3 protein-coding genes and 3 pseudogenes are annotated in these 6,354 nt (G+C 36.6%); 1 reads left to right on the top strand and 5 read right to left on the bottom strand.

All coding sequences use genetic code 11. The features are described 5' to 3' along the window. Positions 1 to 381: 381 nt before the first annotated feature. A complete protein-coding gene (locus FTV32_RS15530) occupies positions 382 to 1,083 on the bottom strand; it encodes an IS1-like element ISPa14 family transposase (protein WP_166135753.1) in 702 nt (233 codons plus the stop codon). Positions 1,084 to 1,182: 99 nt separating this feature from the next. On the opposite strand from FTV32_RS15530, the pseudogene FTV32_RS15525 reads away from it, so the two are divergent. Continuing rightward, positions 1,183 to 1,614, top strand: a pseudogene (locus tag FTV32_RS15525) (flavodoxin family protein); the annotation flags it as partial. Between the two features lie 173 nt (positions 1,615 to 1,787). On the opposite strand, the gene FTV32_RS15520 reads toward FTV32_RS15525, so the two are convergent. From FTV32_RS15520 to repM (FTV32_RS15505), 4 genes and pseudogenes are all read right to left on the bottom strand, one after another. Beyond that, positions 1,788 to 2,507, bottom strand: a complete 720-nt coding sequence (locus FTV32_RS15520; RefSeq protein ID WP_087554354.1) for a phytanoyl-CoA dioxygenase family protein — start codon at positions 2,505 to 2,507, stop codon at positions 1,788 to 1,790. Between the two features lie 356 nt (positions 2,508 to 2,863). After that, positions 2,864 to 3,790, bottom strand: a pseudogene (gene repM, locus FTV32_RS15515) (replication initiation protein RepM); the annotation flags it as partial. Between the two features lie 591 nt (positions 3,791 to 4,381). Continuing rightward, positions 4,382 to 4,561, bottom strand: coding sequence for a hypothetical protein (locus tag FTV32_RS15510; protein WP_020847111.1), 180 nt, complete (start codon positions 4,559 to 4,561; stop codon positions 4,382 to 4,384). A gap of 541 nt (positions 4,562 to 5,102) precedes the next feature. Beyond that, a pseudogene (gene repM / locus FTV32_RS15505) lies at positions 5,103 to 6,032 on the bottom strand (replication initiation protein RepM); the annotation flags it as partial. Between the last annotated feature and the right edge of the window lie 322 nt (positions 6,033 to 6,354).

Here is a 6,354-nt window from a genome sequence, read left to right as displayed (position 1 = left end):
ACTTTGAGTCCTTGTCTGCATAGTCAGCAAAGCTATGTGCGGATACGACCGATATACGTGGCTCCGAAGCCAAATATATACAGGTAAATCGGCAATACTTAGGGGATATGTCATTTTTTCAAATGGCTGCCCTTAGGGTGAGTATTGCCGAAACTCTCTCAACCGTTTCCAAAGCCAAAGCACGAAGTGCGACGCTTTGGAGGCGAGTTGAGAAGTTGAGAGCACTTGCTTTTAGCTTTTATTGTGTTTAGTAGTCGAGGTAGTTGTTTTTACTTTTCTGCTTAGGCTATTCAGTTGAATGTTAAGAGAAGTCGTAACGCTAAGCCTATTAACACGATACCCATAAAAATTTCGGGTGGTGTTTCAAAAAGTATGCTGACATTAAATGAAGCCATTATTGATGTAAAAAAAGGTTAAGTCGAAAGCTTTAAAATGGTTTTCAATCTTTTTTGAAAAATTACAACTCCTTCTAAAACCGCGCCTAATTCGATGCCTTATTTTGCAATTATTACCTTCAATACCTACAGTAAAAAATTTACCAATACTTTGCTTGCAGTTTTTAAAAGCAGTTATGAAACTGTCCCAATGATCACTTGCAATTCGGGTGTAGTGAATACCTAATTGTTTAAGCTTTGCCTTCAATCGTTGAACTGTAGCTAAGTCTCTTTTACCCCAAAAATAAGCAACAATCTCACCTGTTTCTCGATGGTAGGCGTAAATAAGCCATTGTTTATTATTTTTATTTCCCACAAAAGTCCAAAACTCATCAACTTCAAGAGACTCATAATGACTTTGTTTAGGCTGAATTTGGTAGGTCGATTCGGTTAAAGTACGTAAAACTTTACCGATACTGATTCGCTCAACTTCAGCGATATCTCGTATACCACTACCTCTGACCATCAACTGTAATATTTTTCGAGTAATGCCTGAATGACATCCTAGATAGCTCAGAGCATGGTCACCAATAAACTGACGTTTACAGTCTTTGCACTGATAGTTTTGTTTCCCATCTACTTTGATGCCATTTTTCTTTATACTGTCACTGAGGCAGGTTGGACATTTGATTTCTAGAGTTATTCGCATTTCTCTATTTTATCAAAATTCAACCTGCTTTGTTTCAGCATACTTTTTGAAACACCACCTAAAATTGATTTATTCACCGCTGAACAGTTGATGTCTCAACCTGAATTACTCTGTCAATATGATGGACTAATTTGGGGTACTCCAACCTATCTCGGTGGTGTCTCTGGCACTTTTAAACAACTCATGGATGCCACAGGTCCATTATGGAAGAAGCAGGCTTTTAAAGGAAAATTAGCCGCAGGATTTACTGTTTCCTCATTACCTGCTGGGGATAAGCAATCGACCCTGATTTCGCTTTTCACCTTTTCGATGCAACACGGTATGGTATGGGTCGGCAACCCTATTTTACCTGAGCAACATCAAGGTGTTCCGTATACGCAAGCAGCCAATCGTCTCGGCTCATGGTCTGGTCTTATGGCACAAGCCGAACATGCCAGTGCGGCAGATGCTTTTGATATTGGCGATATTAAAACCGCTCAGTTATTTGGACAAAACTTTGCATTTCGCTTAAATGCATATCAAGGAACATGATCAAATGAAAGAGTCTAGTCTTTAATTTCCATATGTTTTTTAATCTCGGGCATTACTACATTAAAAACATTAGGTGTTATCAATAGTTTCTTTTCTATGTGAATGTCAGCATGGATTAGGAATATCTCTTATGAAGAAGATCCTGTCAGGATGATGGGTTTTCTTTATTTATCTTACAAATTCTGAAAATATCTATACGTTGCCATCATTCTTATCTTTTTTGCAGCATTTATCGCTGGAGAATGAATAACCCTCATATCCATTAAATACACATCCCCTTGTACGCCAGTTAATTCAATGATCTCTAATTTTTTATTCTGAAAATCAAAAGGCTGATTTAATATTTTCGTACTCAATAAATGATTCAGCTGACTTGAAGAAGATCGTTCAGTTAAATGATGTGAACCTTTCAAAACTAGAGTTCCACCACCATGAGGTTGAATATCATCAATGATTAAAAAAAATTGCAGTGACTCAAAAGCTGTTGAATGTGAATCGACATGCCATTTTAAATCATTCAGTGTCCATTTTTCCTGTTGAGGTAATGTCAGTAGAAGTTGCTGTTTCTGATCAGAGTAAAACTTTTTAGCAAAAATTTTGAATACAACTTCACCCAAAATATCTGAATATTTTTCTAAAGTTTTTGGCTGTTTAACTGTTCTGGACAACATGACAATCTGTTGAAAATGACTCAATTTTTTCAATTCTTTAGAGATTATTTTATTATTTTCATAAATTTTTAAACGTTTCAGTTCTTCAACCAAACTCTCTTTGATTAAATTTACTTCTTTTTTATCAATAAACTGAGATAGCTTAACAATTCCATCAACACTTAAGTCAGTTTTAATTTGTTTTAACTTTATTTGATCCAAATCGGCTCCATTATGATTCATTTTAAAAATTTCCAATCCCTAAGATTCAATCAGCTCTACTTAGGCAATAGCCTTAATAAACCAGCATTTTTTCCATCTTCCAACACCCAAATCGAGCCATTATATGCAGTAGAGGGGGAAACTCAAGGATTAGATTTTAGGAAATCGTAAAATTGAAGTTGCTGTTTTGGGTCTTTTAGCATGATGCAAAGCCGTTGCATAAAATCATTAGGTGATTCATTCTCTTGCTTCAAATGTTTGAATTTTTTATTTCTGGACATGCCGTAAGAAATTCGGTTGATCTGCATATTTGGAAAATCTATAAACTTAGGTTCATCGACCTGTTTGATTGGTGCTGATTGGATTTTCTTAGAACCAAAGCCGAGCTGTTCCAGTAGCGGATAAAACATCCTGAATTTTTTTGGCTCTAAAAGCATGTCTGCAAGGCGTTTCGTAAAGTCTTCGGATGACTCTCCGATCTCTGCATATTCGCTACCAACTTCGGGCAGTTCAGATAATTTGTGTGCAAACAAATGCCGTTGTGCATCGGTCATTTCGACAAAGAAATCAGGTGTGTTTGGATCTCGTTTAGGGTCGGTTTTTTGTTGTTTTTTTGGCTGTGCCTTCTGTTTAAATCGGAATGAAAAACCAATAATATTACGTCCTCTTTTGTGCTGTTCTTCTTTGACAGTAATATCTGTATTTTCATTGATTTGCTTTAATGATGGTTCTAAAACACGCTTTTTAAAGTCGTGCATTCGATGATATTCACTTTCTAATACTCCCAATCTTTCTCTGAACTCACTTAGCTCAATAATTGGTGTTTTCCCACTACTACGCCAAGCAATCAAAAGTTCATAAAGTCTAATGGCGTAGCCAGTGGAAAGCCCTTTTACTTGCTCTAACTCATAGCTCGTAAATTGTTTTTCTAGCCGAGTTATTAAAGGGATAATTGCAGGTGAAAAAATTAACTCAACAGATGCCGTTTTTTCGATGTATGCAATTTGAGAAACCCAACGTGAGGTAATATGAGCTACTCCTTTTCCTCTTGGTTCTTGATAGCTAAATTGACGAGCAAACAAGTCTTTACAGGCTTCTTTTAGTGCTTGATAAGCACCATTTTTCAATACATCAAAGTGGTTGATATAGCTCTCTGCGTGAATAGTTAAAGGGTCATTCGCATTAATACCTTTACCACTTTCACGGGCTTCAATTATTGCTAAAAGAATTAACCGTTGTTCCACTAGGTCAAGATTGTAGCTGGCATTAATTAAAGCGTTATCTTTCACAATTAAATCTTTCATATAGCGTCTTATTTTATTATGTCGTCTTATTGATCTTATGTGAAGCCTTATCAAGAAGCAATAAGCAGACATATTTTATTTTGTCGCATCTTGCAAACTAAACGTGCTTAAAACGACATGTTTTATTTTGTCTTTCAAAGCACACTAAGTGTCGTCTTATTGAGAATTTCTAGCACACTAAGTGTCGTCTTTTAGCACACTAAGTGTCGTCTTATGTCCTCTGAAACGCACGTATATCAATGCTTTCAGACTGCTTAAAAGCATTTAAAAGCTTTTTTATTATTAAAAGCCCAAAAAAATCAAAAACGGCATTTAAAACTGCCCTATGTTTTCGCTTCGCTCAAACTCTATTGAATCTCGCTGCGCTCGATTCCTGGGGGCAGTTTTTTTCAAAGACCGGCTAGGACGCTAAAAACAAGAATGGATTCGCTTCGCTCATAAAGCTTTATGCTCGCTTCGCTCGTCATGGAGCCAGTGGCTACAGTCGCTTTGCTCTGTAAATCTCGTTATGAAGCAACAGGGAGCTTGTAATCAGGGAAAAGGCAGGGGCAAATTTTTATAATGCTCAGTCGCTCGTAGACACTCGCTCGGTTACTTGATCAATTTGTTTAGTTGTTCTTCAAAATCTTGCTTGTTTAAATCACCTGAAACGTACTGATCATAAAGTTTTTGATGATCTTCAGTGATTTCTAAATCGTAATATTCTCGATCTGATTTCTTTAAAAACACCTCTGACAAACGATTATTTTTTTCAGCATCACTCAATTTCATGGTCTAAATGCTCCTATTTTGCGTTTATTGGCGTTTTTAGCCCTGTTTAGCTAGATTTCCCTGTTTTGAAGAAAAGTGCGCTTAAAGGCGATTTTAGGCGGTTTTAAGCCATGTGTGAAAATTTGATATTTTAAAAGTTGCCGATCGGCAACTTTTAGCGGTTTGGGGGATTTATCATTTTCCGACAGCAGGAGGGAATGCACGCTTCCGCGTTTCTCTCCGAGAAACAAAAAAACGGCCTCTGAAAAAGATAAAAATAAGCCCCAAAAGTTGGGGCGTTTTGAAATCTTTTTTAGAGGATTAATTGCTACTTTTTGGCATTCACGTAGTCATAAAATTGAATTTGCTGTTTTGGGTCTTTTAGCATGATGCGAAGCCGTTGCATAAAATCATCTGGAGATTCGTTTTCCTGCTTTAAATGAGCGAATTTCTTGTCACGGGACATATTGAACGACAAGCTGTTCACTTGCATATTTCGCAACTCAATAAACTTAGGTTCATCGACCTGTTTAATTGGTGCAGATTGGATTTTTTTAGAACCAAAGCCGAGCTGTTCCAGTAGCGGATAAAACATCCTGAATTTTTTTGGCTCTAAAAGCATGTCGGCAAGGCGTTTCGTAAAGTCTTCGGCTGACTCTCCGATCTCTGCATATTCGCTACCAACTTCGGGTAGTTCAGATAATTTATGTGCGAACAAATGCCGTTGGGCATCGGTCATTTCAACAAAAAAATCGGGTGTGTTTGGATCTCGTTTAGGGTCGATTTTTTGTTCTACTTTTGGCTGTGGTTTTTGTTTGAATCTGAATGAAAAACCACTAATTGAACGACCATTTTTATGTTGTTCTACCTTCACTTTAATGTCTGTTTTTTCATTAATTTGCTGTAATGATGGTTCTAAAACACGACTTTTAAAATGATTCATTGCTTTGTATTCATTAGGTTCAACTCCTAACTGACTTCTGAAATCCGCTAGTTTCAAAATTGGAGTTTTACCTACCTCACGCCATGTTATCAATAGTTCATAAAGTCGTATTGCATACTTGCCTGTAAGTCCTGAAACTTGATTAATCTGATAGCTTGTAAAGTGTTTCTCAAGTCGTGTAATTAGTGGAACTACATCAGGGGCAAAGGTGATTTCTAGTAGAGCAGAATCATCAATGTATTTAATACGACTAACCCATCGTGAGCGAACAATACCAATCCCTTTTGATGTTTCTTCTTGGAATGAAAATTGTCGATCAAATAGGTTGTTTACAGCTTCTTTTAAAGCCTTGTAAGCCCCTTCTTTTGTGACATTGAACTGTTTTGCATAATCACTGGCATGAATTTCTAGTTTACTGTCAGCAGTAATTCCTTTCCCTGTTTCTCTAGCACTGATAATTGCCAATAAAATTAACCTTTGTTCTGTTACCTCTAAGTTGTAACTGGCATTCATAAGAGCATTATCTTTTACAACTAACCCGCCTTTCATTAAGACACCATTATTTTTATGTATATAAAGACACATTATATTTTTATGTGTCTTAATGCAAACTATTTGTGTCGGTATTGGTGTTTTTGAACAAACTATTTGTGTCGGTATGACAAACTATTTGTGTCGGTATGTCCTCTGAAACGCACGTATATCAATACTTTCAAGGCTCTTAAAAGCATTTAAAAGCTTTTTATATTATTAAAAGCCCAAAAAAATCAAAAACGGCATTTAAAACTGCCCTATGTTTTCGCTTCGCTCAAACTCTATTGAATCTCGCTGCGCTCGATTCCTGGGGGCAGTTTTTTTCAAAGACCGGCTA

This window comes from Acinetobacter sp. YH16032, from assembly GCF_013417345.1.
GTDB lineage: Bacteria > Pseudomonadota > Gammaproteobacteria > Pseudomonadales > Moraxellaceae > Acinetobacter.
This window is presented reverse-complemented; position numbering and strand designations above follow the sequence as displayed.

Excerpts from the sequence above, each read along its gene's own strand:
- FTV32_RS15510 (WP_020847111.1), bottom strand. The coding sequence starts at position 4,561 with ATGAAATTGAGTGATGCTGAAAAAAATAATCGTTTGTCAGAGGTGTTT.
- FTV32_RS15530 (WP_166135753.1), bottom strand. The coding sequence starts at position 1,083 with ATGCGAATAACTCTAGAAATCAAATGTCCAACCTGCCTCAGTGACAGT.
- FTV32_RS15520 (WP_087554354.1), bottom strand. The coding sequence starts at position 2,507 with ATGAATCATAATGGAGCCGATTTGGATCAAATAAAGTTAAAACAAATT.